The organism is Streptomyces sp. NPDC041713, from assembly GCF_055591085.1.
The window spans coordinates 401,658-419,355 of the sequence record NZ_JBVIZY010000005.1; the positions used below are offsets into that span (position 1 = coordinate 401,658).

The 17,698-nt window shown below is 72.9% G+C and carries 16 protein-coding genes and 1 pseudogene; 7 read left to right on the top strand and 10 right to left on the bottom strand.

Annotated features, from left to right (window positions below; all coding sequences use genetic code 11):
- Positions 1-47 precede the first annotated feature (47 nt).
- Entirely contained in the window at positions 48-896 is an 849-nt protein-coding gene (locus ACZ6CV_RS18220; protein WP_469251782.1) for an enoyl-CoA hydratase/isomerase family protein, read from the top strand.
- Positions 897-1,069: 173 nt separating this feature from the next.
- On the opposite strand, the gene ACZ6CV_RS18225 is transcribed toward ACZ6CV_RS18220, so the two are convergent.
- On the bottom strand, positions 1,070-1,960 hold the full coding sequence (locus tag ACZ6CV_RS18225; protein ID WP_469251783.1) for a hypothetical protein: 891 nt from the start codon (positions 1,958-1,960) through the stop codon (positions 1,070-1,072).
- Positions 1,961-2,043: 83 nt separating this feature from the next.
- Between ACZ6CV_RS18225 and ACZ6CV_RS18230 the strand changes: the two genes are divergently transcribed.
- Positions 2,044-2,715 carry a flavin reductase family protein gene (locus tag ACZ6CV_RS18230; RefSeq protein WP_469252015.1) on the top strand — a complete coding sequence of 224 codons (672 nt, stop codon included), beginning with the start codon at positions 2,044-2,046 and terminating at the stop codon, positions 2,713-2,715.
- A gap of 22 nt (positions 2,716-2,737) precedes the next feature.
- On the opposite strand, the gene ACZ6CV_RS18235 is transcribed toward ACZ6CV_RS18230, so the two are convergent.
- Positions 2,738-4,132: an MFS transporter gene (locus ACZ6CV_RS18235; protein ID WP_469252016.1), complete on the bottom strand. Its 1,395-nt coding sequence runs from the start codon at positions 4,130-4,132 to the stop codon at positions 2,738-2,740.
- An 89-nt stretch (positions 4,133-4,221) separates the two neighbouring features.
- On the opposite strand from ACZ6CV_RS18235, the gene ACZ6CV_RS18240 reads away from it, so the two are divergent.
- Positions 4,222-5,238: a GlxA family transcriptional regulator gene (locus ACZ6CV_RS18240; RefSeq protein WP_469251784.1), complete on the top strand. Its 1,017-nt coding sequence runs from the start codon at positions 4,222-4,224 to the stop codon at positions 5,236-5,238.
- Between the two features lie 659 nt (positions 5,239-5,897).
- Here the strand turns inward: ACZ6CV_RS18240 and ACZ6CV_RS18245 are convergent.
- The 3 genes from ACZ6CV_RS18245 to ACZ6CV_RS18255 form a co-directional block, all read right to left on the bottom strand.
- Positions 5,898-6,947: a Zn-dependent alcohol dehydrogenase gene (locus ACZ6CV_RS18245; protein ID WP_469251785.1), complete on the bottom strand. Its 1,050-nt coding sequence runs from the start codon at positions 6,945-6,947 to the stop codon at positions 5,898-5,900.
- A 13-nt stretch (positions 6,948-6,960) separates the two neighbouring features.
- Positions 6,961-8,289, bottom strand: a complete 1,329-nt coding sequence (locus tag ACZ6CV_RS18250) for an acyl-CoA dehydrogenase family protein (RefSeq protein ID WP_469251786.1) — start codon at positions 8,287-8,289, stop codon at positions 6,961-6,963.
- Positions 8,290-8,382: 93 nt separating this feature from the next.
- Positions 8,383-9,294, bottom strand: a complete 912-nt coding sequence (locus tag ACZ6CV_RS18255) for an SDR family NAD(P)-dependent oxidoreductase (protein WP_469251787.1) — start codon at positions 9,292-9,294, stop codon at positions 8,383-8,385.
- A gap of 84 nt (positions 9,295-9,378) precedes the next feature.
- On the opposite strand from ACZ6CV_RS18255, the gene ACZ6CV_RS18260 reads away from it, so the two are divergent.
- Positions 9,379-10,317 carry a cyclase family protein gene (locus ACZ6CV_RS18260; protein WP_469251788.1) on the top strand — a complete coding sequence of 313 codons (939 nt, stop codon included), beginning with the start codon at positions 9,379-9,381 and terminating at the stop codon, positions 10,315-10,317.
- 753 nt (positions 10,318-11,070) lie between these two features.
- Here ACZ6CV_RS18260 and ACZ6CV_RS18265 read toward each other — a convergent pair.
- From ACZ6CV_RS18265 to ACZ6CV_RS18275, 3 genes and pseudogenes are all read right to left on the bottom strand, one after another.
- Positions 11,071-11,469: pseudogene (locus tag ACZ6CV_RS18265) on the bottom strand (ATP-binding protein); the annotation flags it as partial.
- A gap of 467 nt (positions 11,470-11,936) precedes the next feature.
- Positions 11,937-12,776: an acyl-CoA dehydrogenase family protein gene (locus ACZ6CV_RS18270; protein ID WP_469251789.1), complete on the bottom strand. Its 840-nt coding sequence runs from the start codon at positions 12,774-12,776 to the stop codon at positions 11,937-11,939.
- 8 nt (positions 12,777-12,784) lie between these two features.
- Positions 12,785-13,927: an acyl-CoA dehydrogenase family protein gene (locus ACZ6CV_RS18275; RefSeq protein ID WP_469251790.1), complete on the bottom strand. Its 1,143-nt coding sequence runs from the start codon at positions 13,925-13,927 to the stop codon at positions 12,785-12,787.
- A 146-nt stretch (positions 13,928-14,073) separates the two neighbouring features.
- Between ACZ6CV_RS18275 and ACZ6CV_RS18280 the strand changes: the two genes are divergently transcribed.
- Positions 14,074-15,648: a class I adenylate-forming enzyme family protein gene (locus ACZ6CV_RS18280; RefSeq protein WP_469251791.1), complete on the top strand. Its 1,575-nt coding sequence runs from the start codon at positions 14,074-14,076 to the stop codon at positions 15,646-15,648.
- Between the two features lie 33 nt (positions 15,649-15,681).
- On the opposite strand, the gene ACZ6CV_RS18285 is transcribed toward ACZ6CV_RS18280, so the two are convergent.
- A complete protein-coding gene (locus tag ACZ6CV_RS18285; RefSeq protein ID WP_469251792.1) occupies positions 15,682-16,194 on the bottom strand; it encodes an EF-hand domain-containing protein in 513 nt (170 codons plus the stop codon).
- A gap of 175 nt (positions 16,195-16,369) precedes the next feature.
- Here ACZ6CV_RS18285 and ACZ6CV_RS18290 point away from each other — a divergent pair, with 175 nt between their 5' ends.
- A complete protein-coding gene (locus tag ACZ6CV_RS18290; RefSeq protein ID WP_469251793.1) occupies positions 16,370-16,834 on the top strand; it encodes a hypothetical protein in 465 nt (154 codons plus the stop codon).
- A 61-nt stretch (positions 16,835-16,895) separates the two neighbouring features.
- Positions 16,896-17,270, top strand: a complete 375-nt coding sequence (locus ACZ6CV_RS18295) for a VOC family protein (RefSeq protein ID WP_469251794.1) — start codon at positions 16,896-16,898, stop codon at positions 17,268-17,270.
- An 8-nt stretch (positions 17,271-17,278) separates the two neighbouring features.
- On the opposite strand, the gene ACZ6CV_RS18300 is transcribed toward ACZ6CV_RS18295, so the two are convergent.
- Positions 17,279-17,653 (bottom strand): STAS domain-containing protein, encoded by a 375-nt coding sequence (locus tag ACZ6CV_RS18300; protein ID WP_358775049.1) that lies wholly within the window; start codon positions 17,651-17,653, stop codon positions 17,279-17,281.
- Positions 17,654-17,698: the final 45 nt, after the last annotated feature.

The following is a 17,698-nucleotide window of genomic DNA, read 5'->3' on the forward strand; positions in this document are numbered from 1 at the left end:
GCACCCGCACCGCCATCCGCCTCCACGCGAAACGGAGCCACTCCCCCATGACAGCCTCCCCCGAGCCTCACGACGCCCTCGACTCATTGATACGGCACACCACTGACAACGGCGTCTCGTGGATCACGCTCAACCGCCCCGAGGCCATGAACGCCCTCACGTGGGACCAGCGCGAACGCGTCATCGCGCTGCTCGCCGCGGCGTCCGGCGACCCCGCGGTACGGGCCGTGGTGATCACCGCGACCGGCAAGGGATTCTGCGCGGGCGCGGATCTGCGCGGGGCGCCGGCGACGGGGGTGCCGGCGACGGGGGCGGCGTCGGGCGGGGAGCGGGTGCCGGGTGACGTGGCCCGCACCATCCGGCAGGGCGCGCAGCGGCTGATCTCCGCGGTCCTCGACTGCGAGAAGCCGGTGATCGCCGCGGTGAACGGCACGGCGGCCGGCATCGGCTCCCATCTGGCGTTCGCCTGCGACCTGGTCCTCGCGGCCGAATCCGCCCGGTTCATCGAGGTGTTCGTCCGCCGCGGCCTCGTACCGGACGGCGGCGGCGCCTATCTGCTGCCCCGCCTGATCGGGCCGCAGCGCGCCAAGGAGCTGATGTTCTTCGGCGACGCGGTGTCGGCGGCGGACGCGGAACGGCTGGGCCTGGTCAACCGCGTCGTACCGGCCGACGAGCTGGAGAAGACGGCGCGGACATGGGCGGACCGCCTCGCCACCGGCCCGACCCGCGCCCTGGCCCTGACCAAGCAGCTGGTCAACGCGTCGCTGGACACGGACAGGGCGAGCGCGTTCGCCGCGGAGGCGGCGGCGCAGGAGATCAACATGACGACGACGGACGCGAACGAGGGCGTCACGGCTTTCGTGGAACGCCGCACCCCGAGGTATCACGGCCGCTGAGACCTGGACGTCACGTGGTGCGCCACGGGCGTGGGCCCCAAGACACCCCACCCGCGCGGACAGCGGCTGGGCGTACGACGCAACGCAGGCGACCCCCGGCCCCCGTTCTCCGGGCGTACGACGCGAAGGGCCCCGCTCCGACACAACCCTGCCGACCCACGGGCGCCACCCCCTCACCCTCCCCGGTGCAGCGTCTCTATGTCCGGGTCGTCCATGGTGCCCAGGTTCACGAACAGTTCGGGATCATCCTCCGTGCCGCCCACGGTCCAGGTCTGCGAGCCCTCGCACCCCTCGGCGTCAGCGTCAGCCTCCGCGTCCGCGTCCACCTCCAGGGCCGGGCGGCGGTCCAGGAACTCGTCGTCGCCGGTCAACGTCCACGTACCGGTGGCGTCGCCGCACGAAGGAAGTTCCGCGCGGCCGTCCTCGCGCAGGCGGAAGCGGAGCTCGCCGTCGTCGTCCCGCCACGCGCCCGCCACCTGCCCCGGTGCCAGGTGTGGCGGCTCGTACTCCTTGAGCAGGCCCGTCTCCGTGGCGACGACGGCCGCGCCGACGACGGTCGCGCACAGGGCGAGCGAGATCAGGCCCGACAGGATCCAGACCTTGCGCAGCGGCCGGCCGAGGCGTTCCTCGCGGCGTCTGCAGTACGCGACGTTCAGCGCGGGCACGACTCCACTCGCCGTAAACCACCCCGCGGGCCCCGCGAAAGGCGCACCCGGCGCGGCGAAGAACCCCGCCCACGCGAAGCCGACCGGCACCAGGCAGCCCAGCGACCACGCCCACTCCGGCCCCCGCCCGCACACCGCGGCCGCCCGCCGCCCCAGCCAGACCGCCGGCAGCGTGAGCACCCCGGAGTGCACCATGCCGAGGACCGGCAGCAGCAGCGGCGCGAAGAGGACCGCGCAGGCCAGACCGAAATCCGGGCCGCCCCCGACCCCGTGATCGTCCTGGCCGAGCGTCACGATGAACGACACGAGCCCGGCCACCGGGAACTGTGCCGCGCTCGCCGCCCCCGCGGCCCGCATCTCCACGTCGCCCCAGTTCCGACGCGCTTTCCCCCGCTTCATGGGGCTGAAGATACGCGTGGGTCTGCAGCGTTTCGGCCACGCCCTTCACATCTGATGCACCGTCAGCTTCAATGGTCGACGTGATGGGACACGCAGGGATGGCGGCCACCGCCGTCCGATACCTCAGGTCGGTCGGGGCCCGCACCACCACCGCCCCCCTCGACGTACTGCCGCGGCCCCAGCTGCGCGCGGTCGGCGACGACGAGCGGGCACCGCTGGACCGGGACGAATTCCGCCGGGTGCTCGGGAACTTCGCGACGGGCGTCACCGTGATCACGGCCCCGGCCGAGACCCCCGAGAGCGCATCGGCAGGCACCGCTGGACCCACGGACCCCACAGACCCCACTGGTCCCACCGGCCCCGCCGGCTTCGCCTGTCAGTCCTTCTCCTCGCTGTCCCTGGACCCGCCCCTGGTCTCCTTCATGGTGGCGCGTACGTCGATGACGTGGCCGCGCATCGCGCGCGCGGGCGTCTTCTGCGTGAACATCCTCGGCGCCGACCAGGGCACCCTGTGCCGCGCGTTCGCGGTGAGCGGCGGCGACAAGTTCGCCGGGGTGAGCTACGACGCGGCGCCGGTCTCCGGCGCCCCGCGGCTGACCGGCGCCCCGGCCTGGGTCGACTGCACGATCCAGGCCGTCCACACCGGCGGCGACCACCTCATCGTGGTGGGCCGGGTGGACGCCCTCGGCACGGCGGAGACCGAAGGCGACCCGCTCCTCTTCCACCGGGGCAAGTTCGGCCGCTTCACCCCCTGACGCCGCGCCGCACCCCTCGTCCTCACGCCGCACCCGCCCCCACCCCCGCGGCCACCGCCACACGCCCCGGCCCCCGCCGCCGTATCACCAGCACCATCAGCGCCGCCGCCGCGCACAGCGCCCCCGAGGCGTACCAGACGACGTCGTACGAGCCGAAGGCATCCCGTGCCACGCCGCCCAGGAACGCCACCAGGGCCGCGCCCACCTGGTGCGAGGCGAGGACCCAGCCGAAGACGATCGCGCTGTCGTCGCCGTACTGCTCGCGGCACAGGGCCAGGGTCGGCGGGACGGTGGCCACCCAGTCCAGGCCGTAGAAGACGATGAAGAAGATCATCGGCGGGTGGACGTTCGGGGCGAGCAGCATCGGCAGGAAGAGCAGGGAGACGCCGCGCAGCGCGTAGTAGACGGCGAGCAGCCGCCGCGCGTCGAAACGGTCGGTGAACCAGCCCGACGCGACCGTCCCGACGATGTCGAAGATCCCGATGACGGCGAGCAGGGAGGCGGCCGCCCGGACGCCCATGCCGTGGTCGTGCGCGGCGGGCACGAAGTGGGTCTGGATGAGTCCGTTCGTCGAGGCGCCGCAGATCGCGAAGCTGCCCGCGAGGAGCCAGAAGGGGCCGGTGCGGGCGGCCTTGGCGAGCACCCTGATCGCGCGCCGCCCCGCGCCCGTGACGGGCGCCGGCTTGGGCACGAACTCCTCGGCGCCGTACGGCTTCAGGCCGACGTCGGCCGGGTGGTCGCGCAGCAGCAGCCAGACGAAGGGGACGACTACGAGGGCGGCGAGCGCGACCGTCACGGCGGCGGGCCGCCACTTGTACGTCTCGACGATCCAGGCGAGCAGCGGCAGGAAGATCAACTGTCCGGACGCGGAGGCCGCGGTGAGGATCCCGCTGACGAGCCCGCGCCGCGTGGTGAACCAGCGGTTGGTGACGGTCGCGGCGAAGGCGAGCGCCATCGACCCCGAGCCGAGCCCGACGAGGAGCCCCCAGCACAGCAGCAGCTGCCAGGCGGACTGCATCCACACCGTCAGGCCGGAGCCGGCGGCGATCACGACCAGCGCGACCGCGACGACCTTGCGGATGCCGTAGCGGTCCATGAGCGCGGCGGCGAACGGCGCGGTGAGCCCGTACAGCGTGAGGTTGATGGAGACCGCGAGCCCGACGGTGCCGCGCGACCAGCCGAAGTCCTCCTTCAGCGGGTCGAAGAGGAGACCGGGCAGCGAGCGGAAGGCGGCGGCGCCGATGATCGTGACGAAGGTGACGGCGGCGACGAACCATGCGCGGTGGATACGGGGAGTACGGCGCCGCTCGCCCTCGCCCGCACGCGCGGAGCTCCGTACGGGTGCCTCGGCGGCCTCGACCGCCACGTGCGCGTCGACTGTCTCCGGCGCCTCGGGCGTCCCGGGCGTCTCAGGCATCTCGGTTGTCTGGTTCACGTCACCCAGCATCGAGAAATGGTCCGTACCGGACGAGTGGCCCGAGGGACAGCATTCGCTAGGATCGGGCCATGGCCTCCCGCGAGCGCGCGACCGCACCCGACCGGCACCGCATCGTCGTCCTCGCCCTGGACGGCGTGATCCCCTTCGAACTGGGCATCCCGCAGCGCATCTTCAACGGCGCGCGCACCCCCGAGAGGCACCCCCTGTACGAGGTCGTGACCTGCTCGGTCCGCCCGCCGGGGCCGGTCCGCACGGACGCCGACTTCGCGATCCTCGTCGAGCACGGCCCCGAGGCGCTGGCCACGGCCGACACGGTGGTCATCCCGGCCTCGTACGAGCTGGGGCCGGTGCACGAGGAGGGCCGCCTCACCCCCGAACTGGCCTCGGCGCTCGCCCGGATCAGGCCGGGGACGCGGCTCGTCGCCATCTGCACGGGCGGGTACGTGCTGGCCGCCGCCGGCCTCCTCGACGGCCGCCCGGCGACCACGCACTGGTCGTCGGCCGAGCACTTCCAACGGCTCTTCCCGCGGGTACGGGTGGACGCGGACGTGCTGTTCATCGACGACGGCGACATCCTGACGTCGGCGGGGGTGGCCGCGGGCATCGACCTCTGCATCCATGTCGTACGACGGGACCACGGCACCGCGGTCGCCAACGAGGTGGCCCGCCGCACGGTGGTGCCGCCGCACCGGGACGGCGGCCAGGCCCAGTACATCCACCGCCCGCTTCCCGAACCGCAGTTGGCGACGACGCGTGCGGCACGGGCCTGGGCGCTCGGACGGCTCGACCAGCCGCTGCAGCTGCGGGACATGGCCGAGCAGGAGTCGATGTCGGTCCGCACGTTCACCCGTAGGTTCCGCGAGGAGGTGGGCGTCAGCCCCGGCCAGTGGCTGACGCAGCAACGCGTGGAGCGCGCGCGGCACTTGCTGGAGTCCACGGACCTGTCCGTGGACCAGGTGGCCCGGGACGCGGGCTTCGGCACGGCCCAGTCGATGCGGCAACATCTCCTGACCGCGGTGGGGGTCACCCCTACGAGGTACCGCCGCACGTTCCGCGTCAGCGTGAGCGCTTCGCGGGACGGGTGACGGGGCGTGGCCCGTGAGGTGGGGCTCGGGTGGGGCGGGTGACTTACCCGGCGACGGGCGGCTCGGCTGGGGGCGGGGCCCCCGCTTCCCCCTGCGGGCCCAAACAGTCCCGCCGCTCCGCGGCGGATGCTCCCCACCCACCCACCCGTTTACCCCGCGACGCAGGGCGGGAGTAGGGGCGGGTGGGTGGGTGCGCCCCAGGCGTGCGGCGGGAGTTGGGGTGGGTGGGTGTGCCCGCGGGGCAGGGGCGGGTGGGTGAACCTGCGGCGTGCGGTCGGCGTAGGGGTGGGTGGGGTCCACCCTGCGACGTGCGGTGGGGGCCGGGTGGGCGGGTGGGCGCCCCGTGACGTGCCGTGGTGCCGGGCGGGCCGGTGGGGGCACCACGCGACATGCCGTACGAGCCGGGCGGGCGGATGGGGGGCGTGTCTGCTGCCCCACCGGGCCGCAGGCGCAAACGCTCGGGAGGGGACGTGGGGGTATGTGCGCACGGAGCACCGAGCGCGCTGTAGCAATGTTGTTCGTGAGGCGTGGCGAACAGTGGATGGCGAGTACGCACATACCCCCGCGGCCCCGCACCCACAGACGGGCCATAGGCGCAGACCCCAGCCCCCACACGCCTCCGCCCTCCCCCCTCAGAACGTCAACACCCCCCTCCCCCCTCAGAACGTCAACACCCCCCTCGCCACCCTCCCCGCCCTCGCGTCCTCCACCGCCGCCCCGAAGTCCTCCACCGGGTACGTCCTCGTCACCAGCTCGTCCAGCAGCAACCGCCCGCTCCGGTACAGCTCGGCGTACAGCGCGAAATCCCGCTGCGGGCGCGAACTCCCGTACCGGCAGCCCAGAATCGACTTGTCCAGGAACATCGACGCCACCACGAACGACGCCTCAGCCGTCGCCCCCGGCATCCCGAGCAGCACCGCCTGCCCCCGCCGGTCCAGCAGCTCCACCGCCTCCCGCACCAGCTCCACCCGCCCCACACACTCGAACACGTGGTCCGCCCCGTGCGGCAGCACCCCCCGCACCGCCTCCGTCGCCCCGAAAAAGTGTGTCGCCCCGAAGCGCCGCGCCACCCCCTCCTTCGCCGCGTTCGCGTCGACCGCCACGATCGTCCCGGCCCCCGCGATCCGCGCCCCCTGCAGCACATTGAGCCCGATCCCACCCGTACCGATCACCACCACGGAGTCCCCGAGCCCCACCTCCGCCCGGTTCAGCGCGGCCCCCACCCCCGTCACCACGGCACACCCGATCAACGCCGCCGACGCGAACGGAATGTCGTCCGCGATCTTCACGGCCTGCACCGCCCGCACGATCGTCCGTTCCGCGAACGCGGAGTTCGCCGCGAACTGGTACACCGGCTTGCCGCCCCGCGAGAACGGCTGGTCCGGCGCCCCGATCGCCTTCCGGCACATCGTCGGCCGCCCCCGCCCACAGTCCGCGCACGCCCCACAGCTGGCGATCGTGGACAGCGCCACGTGATCCCCGGGCACCACATGCGTGACCCCCGCCCCCACCGCCTCCACGACCCCCGCCCCCTCGTGCCCCAGCACCACCGGCGGCGGAAACGGAATCGTCCCGTCGATCACCGACAGGTCGCTGTGGCACAGCCCCGCCGCGGCGACCGCGACCAGCACCTCCCCCGGCCCCGGCTCCCGTATCTCCAGGTCGTCGACCACCTCGGCCCGCGTACCGTCGAACACGACACCCCGCATCACACCCACCCCTTCACCGAGGCCCCCTGGCCTCTCTCGGCAGACCGAGCACCCGCTCGGCGATGATGTTCCGCTGCACCTCGTCCGAGCCGCCGTAGAGGGTGTCGGCACGGCTGAAGAGGAAGAGCCTCTGCAGGGCGTCGAGTTCGTACGGGGACGCAGCCTCCCAGTCCCCCGGCCCCACCGCCGCGGACGCGCCCCGCACGGCCATGCCCAGCTCCCCGAGCCGCTGATGCCACCGCCCCCACAACAACTTGGCGACACTGGGCGCCCCAACGTCAGCCCCCACACCCGCCCCAGAACCCGCACCGGAGCCAACACCCGAGCCCACCCCAGAACCCACACCCGAGCCCCCGCCCTTACCTCCGCCCCCACCCCCCAACGTCCGCAACGCGTTCCACCGCATCACCCGCAACTCGGCCCACTGCCGCACCAGCCGCTCCCGCACCACGGGATCCCCCGCCGCCCCCGACGCGACCGCCTGCCGCACCACCTCCGCCAGCTCCTCCGCGAAGCCGATCTGCTGGACCAGCGTGGAGACGCCCCGTTCGAATCCGAGCAGCCCCATGGCGACCCGCCACCCGTTGCCGACGCCGCCCACCACATGCGCCGCACGCGCGCGTGCACCGTCGAAGAAGACCTCGTTGAACTCACTGGTCCCGGTCAACTGCCGTATGGGCCGCACCTCCACACACCCGGGCTGGTCCATCGGCACCAGCAACAGGGACAACCCTTCATGCGGCCGCCCCGCCCCATCCCCCGCACCGGGACCCGCACCGGGCCCCGCCCCACCCCCCGTACGCGCCAGCACGAAACACCAGTCCGCCTCCCGCGCCAGCGAGGTCCACACCTTCTGCCCGGTGACCCGGAAGCAGTCAGGACCGTCCCGCACCGCCCGCGTCCGCACCCCGGCCAGATCGGACCCGGCGCCCGGCTCGCTGTACCCCTGGCACCACAGCACCTCGCCCCGCGCGATCGGCGGCAGGAACTCGTCCCGCTGCTCCTGGCTGCCGTAGGCGAGCAGCGTCGGCGCGAGGAGGTTCTCGCCGATGTGCCCGTACCGGCCGGGCGCCCTGGCCCGCGCGTACTCCTCGGCCCAGACGACCTGCTGGGCCAGCGAGGCGCGCCGGTTGCCGAAGGCGTCCGTGTCCCAGCCGAGCCCGATCCACCCGCCGCGCCCCAACTCCCGCTCCCAGGCGCGCCGGACGGCCCCGCCCTCGTGTTCGCTGCCCGGCCCGCCCCGCCCCACCGCCGCCGTGAACTCACCGGTGAGGTGCTCACCGAGCCAGGCCCGCGCCTCGGCACGGAACGCCTCGTCCTCGACCCCGAACCCGAAATCCACGCCCGCCCCTCCTCCTCCGCCGACTCCCCTGACCCGTCCCCACTCACCCGTCCCCGTCCCCGCTCACCCGTCCTCGCCGCCCCGCCCCCGGGGCTACGCGTTGGGCCGCTCCCCCTCCGCCGCCGCCTTCGCCATCGCCTCCAGCTGCGCCAGCATCGGCATCGGGTCCGTCCCCACCGTCCCCGGCAGGAAGTCCGCGATCCTCTCGGGCGTCCAGGCCCCGTCCGCGTACCCGGCGCGCAGTTCGCGCGGCTGGGCCCAGACCGCGATCTTGGGGCCCGCGATCGTGTAGACCTGGCCGGTGATCTGCTGCGCGCGGGCCCGCTCGCTCAGCAGATACGTGACGAGCGCGGCGACGTCCTCCGGCTCGCCGATCTCCGTCAGCTGCATCGGCACGTTGGCGGACATCCGCGTACGGGCGACGGGCGCCACCGCGTTGGCGGTCACCCCGTACTTGTGCAGGCCCAGTGCGGCGCTCCGTACCAGCGAGATGATCCCGCCCTTCGCCGCGCTGTAGTTGGCCTGCGCCACGGAGCCCTGGTGGTTGCCGCTGGTGAAGCCGATCAGCGTGCCCGTGCCCTGCTTGCGCATCACCGCCGAGGCCGCGCGGAAGACGGTGAACGTGCCCTTCAGGTGGGTGGCGACGACCGGGTCCCACTCCTCCTCGGACATGTTGAACAGCATCCGTTCGCGCAGGATCCCGGCGACGCACACGACCCCGTCGATCCGCCCGTACTCGGCGAGCGCGACGTCGACGATCCGCCGGCCACCCTCCATGGTGGAGACGTCGTCGGCCACCGCGACGGCCTCGCCGCCCGCCGCCTGGATCTCCTTGACCACGGCGTCGGCTATCTCGCTGCTCGGCTCGGCGCCCGCCATGGAGACGCCGTAGTCGTTGACGACGACCTTCGCCCCCTCGGCCGCCGCGGCGAGCGCGACGGCCCTGCCGATGCCGCGCCCGGCGCCGGTCACGGCGACCACCTTGCCTGCCAAGAAGTTCCCCACGTCCGGCCCCTTCCCGCGGTTTCTGACGGACCGTTAGATTCTATGACCCGTCAGATACCGAAAGACAAGCCCCGCGGAGGACTCATGTCACGTCCGGACGCTCTGCCGGCGGAGTTCCACGACATCGCCAAACGCGTGAACAACTGGGGTCGTTGGGGGAGCGACGACGAGATCGGCACGCTCAACCTCGTCACCGACGAGGTGGTCCGCGCGGCGTCCCGCGAGGTCCGCTCGGGGCGCCGCGTGCCGCTCGCGCTGCCACTCAAGGAGGACGGCGTCCAGACGGGCATGATCCCCGGCCGGGTGAACCCGCTGCACACCATGGTGCAGATCAACCAGGAGCTGTTCGGCCCCGGCACCGTCGCCACCAGCGACGACGCGGTGACGATGGGACTGCAGACGGCCACCCACTGGGACGCCCTCACCCATGTGTCGCACTCGGGGAAGATCTACAACGGCCGCCCCGCGGACACGATCACGGCCCACGCCGGCGCGCGCTTCAGCGGCATCGACAAGGCGCCACCCATCGTCTCGCGCGGCGTCCTGCTCGACGTCGCGCGCGCCAAGGGGCTCGACCGGCTGCCCGGCGACCACGCCGTCACCCCCGAAGACCTCGACGAGGCAGCGGAGTTCGGCGGCGTCACCGTCCGCGCCGGTGACATCGTGCTGGTCCGCACGGGGCAGCTCCAGGTCTACCTCGCCGGCGACAAGCACGCGTACGCCTACCCCTCGCCCGGCCTCTCGCTGCGTACGCCCGAGTGGTTCCACGCCCGGGACGTGGCCGCCGTCGCCAACGACACCCTCACCTTCGAGATCTTCCCGCCGGAGGTCGAGAACCTGTGGCTGCCCGTGCACGCCCTCGATCTGGTCGAGATGGGGATGCTGCAGGGCCAGAACTGGAATCTGGAGAACTTGTCCACAGCCTGTGCAGAAGTTTCCCGGTACGCGTTCCTGCTCTCCGCGATGCCGGAGCCCTTCGTCGGCGGCACGGGCACCCCGGTGGCGCCGGTCGCCGTCCTCTGAGGCCGATCGCCTCCGCTGAAGCCGACGGTCAGGCCGGCCGTCTCCGCGCCGGACGGCGGCGCCTCGGCGTTCGCCCCGAGCGCGCCGCCGCACACGCCACCGTCCGGCTCCGGCGCTCGCCCCTGTCCGTGCGGCCACGAAGGGGCCCGCGCCGAATCGCGACCCACACCTCGTCAAGGACCTGCGGCTCCCGTCACCGAGCGCCCTCGACGTCCCCTCGCGGCGAATCGCTGCATCCCAGCGTGATCAACCGGACACGGCACGTCAACACCCACTCGGGGATTGGTGAGCGATGCCCGGCTCTCCCCCGCTCGCCCCGCCCGCGCATGTGTGCGCGCACCGGGGCACGCGAGGGCGCATACGGAGTCGGGGGCACCGCCCCGCTCCCCGGGAGGGGGCGGGGCGTCGCGTGGACGCTCAGACCGCCTCGTAGGCGACGTCCGCGTCGCCGTAGGCCGTCCGGTTGAAGGCCGCCCTGGCCGCTCCGGCCGCGCGCCGGGAGGCCGCGCCCAGGTGGGCCGCGCCTCCGTAGGCCGCGCCGTCGCACGCCGTGATGCCGCGGGGGGTCGCCTCGTGGACCGTCGCGCCGTAGAGCGACTCCCCGTAGGCAGGCTCCCCGCAGGCCGGTCCCCCGTAGGCGGGCCCCTCGTGGCCGGACGCCTCGCAGGCCGCCGTCTCGTAGGCCGCGATGTCACAGGCCGAGCCGTCGTGGGTGGTGCCCTCGAAGGTGGCGGCCGCGACACCGGCGTCGCACCGGTCGACCTCGCACCAGATGCTCTTGCCCGAACCCTCGGGCTGCCAGCCCCAGCGGTCGGCGAGACCGTCGACGAGCTCCAGGCCGCGGCCGTTGGTGTCGTCGCCGTCCGCGTGCCGCTGGGCGGGCGGGCGGGCGCTGCTGTCGGCCACCTCGACCCGGACCGTCCCCGGTACGTCCGCGGGGACGCCGGGCAGCAGCATGCGCAGCACGGCCGGGCAGCCGGTGTGCACGACCGCGTTGGTCACGAGCTCCGAGATCAACAGGATCAGCGTCTCGGCAACCGGCTCGTCGGCCTCTATGCCCGAGCCCGCGAGTCGTGAGCGGGCCCACCGCCTGGCCCGTCCCACCTCGGCGGGGTCAGCCCCGACCTCCAGCTGAACTTGAAGCACCTGCACCGCTCACACCATCCGAACCGGCGGACACATCGCCTCGCGACTCCACAGGGTCACCGAACGTGATCCCCTTGGGAGACAGCATGATTGACGTTCAGTCACCCCAACAAGCGCTTCGGGCATATTCCAGCGCGAAGGAGTACGCGTACTGCATACTGTGCGACGCACGCCGCAGGGGGTCGAACAGGCGGGGGCGAAACCCCGTCCTGCGCTGCGAGCGGCACGCATTGCCGGGTCCGGCGCCGCCACCTGGGCAACACCGGCATGGCTCCACCTCTGAACCACTCGCATCCCACACAAGGTACCCGAGCCGGGCGCCGACTCCATGCCGTGACGAGTCACGCGTAGGACACAACCCGATATCGACGCTCAGTAGCCTTCGTGCAGAGGCACTTCGATCTACGAAACAACGGACAAAGCGCAAGATATCGGGCAGACCAATTTTTTGGGAACCCCCGATTTCCGCCCCCTCAGAGCACCGCCGCGAGCTCTTCCTCGGCGTCCCGCGCCGTGCATCCCAGCTCGGCCCGCACCCAGGCCCGCTTGAGGTGCAGATGCACGTCGGACTCCCAGGTGAACCCCATGCCGCCGTGCACCTGCAGACAGTCACGGGCGTTGCGCACGGCCGCGTCGTCGGCCAGCAGCTTGGCCGCGCGGGCGTCGAGGACGTCGCCGGTCACGGCCGCCGCGTAGACCGCCGCACGGGCGAGCTCGGCCCGCACCAGCATCTGCGCACACAGGTGCTTGACCGCCTGGAACGCGCCGATCGGGCGGCCGAACTGCTCGCGCCGACGGGCGTGTTGGACGGCCGCCTCGCAGGTGCGCGACGCGCTGCCGAGCTGTTCCGCGGCGTAGAGCAGGGCGCCCCGGGTGAGGCCGCCGGAGTCGGGCACCCGGTGCAGCGGCGTCAGCGGGTCCACGGACCGCAGCGGCACCGCGCCGGTCACGTCCCCCTGGACCACGTCCGCCTCCGCCAGCCACGGCACCAGGGCACCGTCGACCGCGGTCACCACCACCTCCCCGGTCGCGGCGCCCGGCACCACCCCCGCCGCCAGGAACGACGCCACCGCCGGCCCCGGCAACAGCGCGCGCCCCACCTCCTCGAAGATCAACACGGCCTCCGGGAGCCCCAGTCCGACCCCGCCCTCGGCCTCGGGCAGCGCCAGCGAGAAGAACCCCGCGTCCCCCAGTTCGCGCCAGAGCGCACGGTCGACGCGGTCCGTGGCGTCACGCAGCGTGAACCGGCCCTCCAGGAGCTGCCGCATGCCGGACCGCAACGCTGTGTGATCTTCGGTCAGTTGGAAGTCCATCCGGGTCCTCACCGGTCCTTCGGGAGGCCGAGGATCCGCTCGGCCACGATGTTCTGCTGGATCTGCGAGGTCCCCGCGGCGATCGTGTACGAGAGCGAGGAGAGGCGGTCGAGCACCCACTCCTGGTCGAGGTCGAGGGCGCCCGCGCCGAGGACCTCGGCGGCGGCGTCGTACAGCTCCTGGCGGGCGTGCGAGTACCGCAGCTTGAAGACGGAGCCGCCCACCCCCGGCACCCCGCCGGTGCGCTGCGCCTCGCTCACGTTCCACTGCGTGAGCCGCCACAGCGCCCCGAACTCGGCGCTCAGCCGCCCCAGCCTGCGGCGCAGCCCCGGATCGTCCCAGCGGCCGTTGCCGCGGGCCTCGCGGGCCAGCTCGCCGAGGACCCGCCGGCAGGCCACCACCTCCCCCACGAAGGCGGTGCCCCGCTCGTAGGAGAGCGTCACCATCGTCACGCGCCAGCCGTCGTCCTCCGCGCCGACGCGGTTCGCCACCGGGACCCGCACGTCGTCGAGGAACATCTCCGCGAACTCCGTGGACCCCGCGAGGGTGCGCAGCGGCCGCACGGTGATGCCGGGGGCGTCCATCGGCATCGCGAGCCAGGTGATCCCGCGGTGCTTGGGCACGGCCTCACTGACCGGTGTCGTGCGCACCAGGAGCTCGCACCAGTCGGCGACCTCCGCGTGCGAGGTCCAGATCTTGGAGCCGCTCACCACGTAGTGGTCGCCCTCGCGCCGCGCGCGGGTGCGCAGCGACGCCAGGTCGGACCCCGCGTCGGGCTCGCTGAAGCCCTGGCACCACACCTCGTCGCCGCGCAGGACGGGCGGCAGCCACCGGGCGCGTTGTGCGGCGGTGCCCTCGGAGGCGATGGTCGGGCCCGCGTGCAGCAGGCCCACGAAGTTGGCGCCCACGTAGGGGGCGCCCGCCTTCTCGGTCTCCTCCAGGAAGATCAGCCGCTGGGTCGGGGAGGCGTCCCAGTGGACCTCCCCGTATCCGGCGTCGTACAGCAGGCGCTGCCACGCCGTGTCGTAGGCGCGGCGTCCCGGCCAGTCCTTGGGGGACGGCTTGGCGGGGAGTTTCGGCAGCACCGCGGCGAGCCAGTCGCGCAGCGCGGCCCGGAAGGCTTCCTCCTCGTCGGTGTACGTGAGGTCCATGCGGCTCCTACGGGTCCCTGTATCTGACGGGTCGTCAGAACGCAGGCTAGCCCCGCACCTCTGGACCGACAAGGCGCCGGGGCTTACGCTCACGGACAGGATCTGACTGGCCGTCAGTTCCCGTCGTGGGACCGGGAGGGGATCTCATGAGGCCCGCGCGCAACGAGACCGCGTACGCACTGGGTGAATCCCGCACACTCTGGGAGCTGGTCGCGCGCCGCGCCGGCCTCACCCCCGACCGCCCCGTCCTCCTGCAGGCCGCGGCCGACCCCGCCGACGACCGCGCGCTCACCTTCGGCGGGCTCAGGGACCGCGCCGAGCGCGTCGCCGCGGGCCTGTACGGCATGGGGGTGCGGCCCGGCACCGTCGTCGCCTGGCAGCTGCCCACCCGTATCGAGACCGCGCTGCTCTCCTTCGCGCTCGCCCGCATCGGCGCCGTCCAGTCGCCGCTCATCCCCTTCCACCGGGACCGCGAAGTCGGCTACGCACTGCGGGAGTCGAAGGCGGAGTTCTTCGCCGTGCCCGGCACCTGGCGCGGCTTCGACCACACGGAGATGGCGCACCGGCTCGGCGCGGGGACGGCGCTGCGGGTCTTCGAGGCGTACGACGCGCTGCCCGACGGCGACCCGGCCGTCCTGCCCCCGCCGCCCTCCGACGGCACGGCGGTGCGCTGGATCTACTGGACGTCGGGCACCACCTCCGACCCCAAGGGCGTGCTCCACACGGACCGTTCACTGATCGCGGGCGGCTCGTGCCTGGCGCACGCCCTGCACCTGACGGCGGCGGACGTCGGCTCGATGGCGTTCCCCTACGCGCACATCGCGGGCCCCGACTACACCGTGATGCTGCTGCTCTACGGCTTCCCCGCGGTCATGTTCGAGCACTTCGCGCTGCCCGCCGCGCTCGACGGCTACCGGCGGCACGGGGTGACCGTGGCTGGCGGGTCGACGGCGTTCTACTCGATGTTCCTCGCCGAGCAGCGCCGGCTGCCGGACGGGGAGAAGGTCATCCCGACGCTGCGGCTGCTCGCGGGCGGCGGTGCGCCCAAGCCGCCCGAGGTCTACCACGCCGTGGTGCGCGAGATGGGCTGTCAGCTCACCCACGGATACGGCATGACGGAGGTGCCGATGATCACCATGGGCGCCCCGGACGACACCGCGGAGCACCTCGCGACCACCGAGGGTCTGCCCCCCGAGGGCATGGAGATCCGCGTCACCGACGCCGACGGCAAGCAGCTGCCGGCCGGGGTGGACGGCGAGGTACGGCTGCGCGGCGAGGCCGTCTGCCGGGGCTATCTGGACCCGGCGCAGAGCGCGGACGTCTTCGACGCCGACGGGTTCCTGGTCACCGGGGACCTCGGGCACCTGCGGGAGAGCGGCCATCTCGTTCTCACCGGCCGGGCGAAGGACATCATCATCCGCAAGGGCGAGAACATCTCCGCCAAGGAGATCGAGGACCTGCTCCACCGGCACCCGGCCGTGGGCGAGGCCGCCGTCGTCGGCCTGACCGACCCCGAGCGCGGGGAGCGGGTCTGCGCGGTGGTCGAACAGCGCGCGGACACCGGCGAGTTGACGCTGGAGGAGGTCGCCTCGTACCTGCGGGCGGAAGGCCTCGCCACCTACAAGCTGCCGGAGCAGCTGGAGGTGGTCGAGGCCCTGCCGCGCAACGAGACGCTGCGCAAGGTACTCAAGTACAAGCTGCGCGAGCGCTTCTCCGACTGACGGATCGCTACGGTCTCCCCCTCGGGGGCCGCCCTACTCAGGAACCGTGAAGTACTGCGCGAACGCGGTCACGATCTCGTCCTCGGTGACCCGGCCGTCGCCGTCCGCGTCCAGTGCGGCGGCCGCGCCCGAAGCGATGTCGTCGGGCACGCCGAGGGCCCGCAGCGCGCGCCCGGCCTCCTCGGGGGTCGCGGTGCCGTCCCCGGCGGCGCCTGCGACGCCGATCACCGCGTGCAGGAACGGCCGGGCGATCTCCGCGAACCGCGCGGGGTTGTCCCGCAGCCGCTTGACCGCACCGCCCACGAACTCGTCCCGGGTGATCCGCTGGTCGCCGTCGCGGTCCGCGATCCCGGCCATGCCCTGCCAGAACGCCTCGGCCCCGATGTAGAGGGCCTGCCCCTGCTCGGACCGCGCCGTCGCGCCGAACGCGGAGCACAGGGCGGCCGCCGCCGTACTGAAGTCCTCACGGGAGATGTAGCCGTTGCCGTCCTGGTCGAAGGTGGCGAACCGGGCCGCGATCCTACGCTCGTACTCGGCACTGTCCATGATCTTCGGGCCGCCTCACTTCCGCGGTTGGGGTGCTTGCTCGGGGGAGTGTCTCCCCGGCTGTGAGCGTACGACGTGACGAGTGCCCGGAGACGGGAAAGCGATGCTTGTGTCAGGACCGGGGGAATTCCGCAACAAGGGCGTGCCACGGCCGTGATGTGCTGCACTGTCCCGCGTGGAAGCGGTCGCGGCGAGTGTCATAGCGGTGTTGGGGACCCTGCTGGGTGCGGGGCTGACCCATTCCTTCCAGCGGAGGGCGATCGAGCGGACGGAGCGGTTCACCCGGGGCGAGCGGCTGCGGCAGGAGCGGATCGACGCGTACAGCGCGTACGCGGGCGCCCTGGTCAACTACCAACGGGTCGTCGTCGACCGCTGGTTCCGGCGCTCGGAGGGCCGACACGAGGAGAGCGAGGAGTCGCGCTTCCGGTCCTACGAGATGCGGTCCGAGGCCCAGGAGGCGCTGTTCCGGGTGCAGTTGCTCACCCACGACGACGAGCTGATCCGGCTCGCGTGGGAGGTCCTCGACCAGGTCGGCGAGGTGCACAGGACCGACGACCGCGAGGAGATGGCCGTGCGCCGGCGCACCTCGCGGGCGGCCATCAACTCCTTCGTACGCGTGGCCAAACGGCACGTCGAGTGAGCCGCCGCGGGCGGAAGGACGGCGGAGGTGTGGGTGTGCCGATCGGGGGCACAGGGACGGCATGACGACCACGCTCGGTGCCTTCGTCCTCGGCACCCCCGACCCCCCGGCGCTGGCCGACTTCTACCGCGCCCTGCTGGGCTGGGAAGAGGCCGAGCGCGACCCGGAGTGGGTCCGGCTGCGCGCCCCGGGACAGGACCGCCCCTGCCTCAGCTTCCAGTTGGAGACCGACCACACGCCCCCGGTGTGGCCGCAGGGCCCGGACACCCAGCAGATGCAGGCACACCTGGACCTGGAGGTCGACGACCTGGCGGCGGAGACCGAGCGGGCCCGCGCCCTGGGCGCGACGGTGGCGGAGCATCAGCCGCAGAAGGACGTACGCGTACTGCTCGACCCGCACGGCCACCCGTTCTGCCTCTTCCTGCCGGGCGCGTGAGCGGGGCTCTAGGCGGACAGCGGGGTCGCCTCGTCGTCCAGCGCGGCCGGCACGTCGGGGAAGACCTCGAAGAGCCTGCGCACGCCGAGCGCCGCGAGGACGCGGTTCACGTGTGAGCCGTCCTCGGCGCCCTTGGCGGGCAGTATGAGCCGCAACCTGCCCTGGAACGAGCGGATCAGCCGACGCGTGGCGATCAGCACGCCGACCCCGCTGGAGTCGCAGAACAGCACTTCGGAGAGGTCCAGGACGATGCGCCTGCGGCCGTCGGCCACGGCGTCGTGCACGCGCTGGCGCACCACGGGCGACGTCAGCAGGTCCATCTCGCCGGACACGCACAGCACGGCCCAGCCTGCCTGCTCGCCCACCGTCACCTTGAGCGTCACGCGTCACGCCTCTCGCTCGCCCTGCTGTCCGTCGTAGCCGTCCGT